4 protein-coding genes are annotated in these 1,869 nt (G+C 67.1%); all 4 read left to right on the top strand.

Annotated elements, in window-relative coordinates; genetic code table 11:
• A partial coding sequence (locus tag J0A65_RS21730; RefSeq protein ID WP_206596416.1) for an HlyD family efflux transporter periplasmic adaptor subunit occupies positions 1-598 on the top strand: 598 nt, incomplete at its 5' end.
• 199 nt (positions 599-797) lie between these two features.
• Positions 798-1,289, top strand: a complete 492-nt coding sequence (locus J0A65_RS21725) for a GNAT family N-acetyltransferase (protein WP_206596415.1) — start codon at positions 798-800, stop codon at positions 1,287-1,289.
• On the top strand, positions 1,286-1,603 hold the full coding sequence (locus J0A65_RS21720; RefSeq protein ID WP_037052431.1) for a DUF6916 family protein: 318 nt from the start codon (positions 1,286-1,288) through the stop codon (positions 1,601-1,603). Before J0A65_RS21725 ends, J0A65_RS21720 begins: the two co-directional genes overlap by 4 nt.
• A 54-nt stretch (positions 1,604-1,657) precedes the next feature.
• Positions 1,658-1,869, top strand: a 212-nt coding sequence (locus tag J0A65_RS27495) for a phage tail protein (RefSeq protein ID WP_232850097.1), incomplete at its 3' end; no start/stop codon positions are given.

Genomic DNA, 1,869 nt, shown 5'->3' with positions numbered 1-1,869 from the left:
CCGTCAGGCCGGGCGCAGCGAGACGGTGGGCGACGCTGCCGTGCTCGAACAGCGCCTGGCGACATCGGTCGCCGAATACCGTGGCCTGGATGCGCAACGCGAACGCCTGCAGCTGCGCGCGCCGGAAAGCGGCGTGGTGCGGGACCTGCAGCCGAACCTGGCGCCAGGCCGCTGGCTCAAGCCAGGCGACCCGCTGTTGCGCGTCGTGGCGCCCGGCGTCCGCCTGCGCGGCTACCTGGCCGAAGACGGGCTCTGGCGTGTGCAGCCAGGCAGCGAAGGACGCTTCATCGCCGACGACCCGGCGCGCGCCGCGCTGGCGGTCCGCCTCGATGACGTGGACGACACCGGCGTCGCCTATCTGCAGCTGGAGGCACTCGCCTCCGACCACCACGGCCCCATCGCCGTACGCCGCGACGCCCAGCACCGGGCGGCCCCCTTGCAGGCGCAGTACGGCGCCCGCCTCAGCCTGCTGGAAGCGGCGGACGAACCCTCGTTGCCAGTGCGTGGCGTCGTCGTCCTCGAAGGGACGGGGCAGTCCATACTCGGCGCCACCTGGCGCCGCCTGGCCGCACTGGGCGTTCGCGAAAGCGGCTTCTGACGCCAGCGGTTGCGCTACTCACCCCAAGGCACGCCTGCAGCAGGCGAGCGCCTGCAGAAAGAACCTGCCGCCCGTAAGGAAATAGTGGCAAGTCCGCATCACCGTTCTATATTCAAGGGGCGCACATGCAGTGCGCCCGACAAGCCAACGACTGCGCCTGTTTCGTTCACGAACAAGGTGCGCAAGGAAGCTCCACACCGTGTCCACATCTGACGTGCATCTGCGCCCCATCACGGCAACCGACCTGAGGTTTCTGCTCGACCTGTACGCCAGCACCCGCGCCCAGGAGCTCGACCCGCTGCCCTGGAGCCAGGCCGAAAAAGCGGCATTCCTGCAGCAACAGTTCGATGCCCAGCACCGCCACTACCAGGCCCACTATCGGGGCGCCGAGTTCTCGCTGATCCTTCAGGACGAGCAACCCATCGGCCGTCTCTACCTGTTTCGCGGGCCCGGCACCCACAACCTGATGGACCTGTCCTTGCTGCCGGCCTGGCGTGGCCGGGGCATCGGCCGCGCCCTCCTCGCCGGCCTGGTCGATGAGGCCGACAGGGTGGGGAAAGCGATTCGCCTCTACGTCGAGTCCGACAACCCTGCCCGACGCCTGTATGAACATTTCGGTTTCATCGTGACCGGCCAGCACCCGATCTATCTGGAGATGCACCGCACCGCCGCACGGAGTCTGAGCGCATGAACGACGTCCCCAGCCAGGCAGACCTGCAACAGGCCCTGGGCCAGACCTGGCGCCTCAGCTGGGAAGGACATCCCGGTGTCGATGTGCAACTGGTCGAAGTGAGCCAGGGCAAGGCCATGAACCCGCGCCATCAGTGCTACGACGCCATCTTTCGACAGCCCGCCGGGGTCGACCTGCCGCAATTCAGCTATACCTTGCACAGCCCGGGCGAGGCGTCATGGTGGGTCATGCTCACCCCGATCGGCCCGGACGACGACGGGGCCCGCCTGTTGCAGGCCGTTTTCCATACACGGACATCCGCGCCACGGACCTGAGCCATCACGACAACCCGTCGGTCACACCGGCGTCACACAGCAGGGAGCAACAACATGGAACCGTTCCTCGGCGAAATCAAAATGGTCGGCTTCAACTTCGCACCGCGTGGCTATGCGATGTGTCAGGGCCAGCTGATGCCCATCGCACAGAACACTGCCCTTTTCTCACTGCTCGGCACGATGTATGGCGGCAATGGCCAGACCACCTTCGGCCTGCCCGACTACCGTGGGCGCAGCCCGGTAGGGATGGGGCACGGGCCAGGCCT

The sequence above is a fragment of the Bowmanella yangjiangensis genome, from assembly GCF_017255015.1.
Classification (GTDB): domain Bacteria; phylum Pseudomonadota; class Gammaproteobacteria; order Enterobacterales; family Alteromonadaceae; genus Bowmanella; species Bowmanella yangjiangensis.
This window is presented reverse-complemented; position numbering and strand designations above follow the sequence as displayed.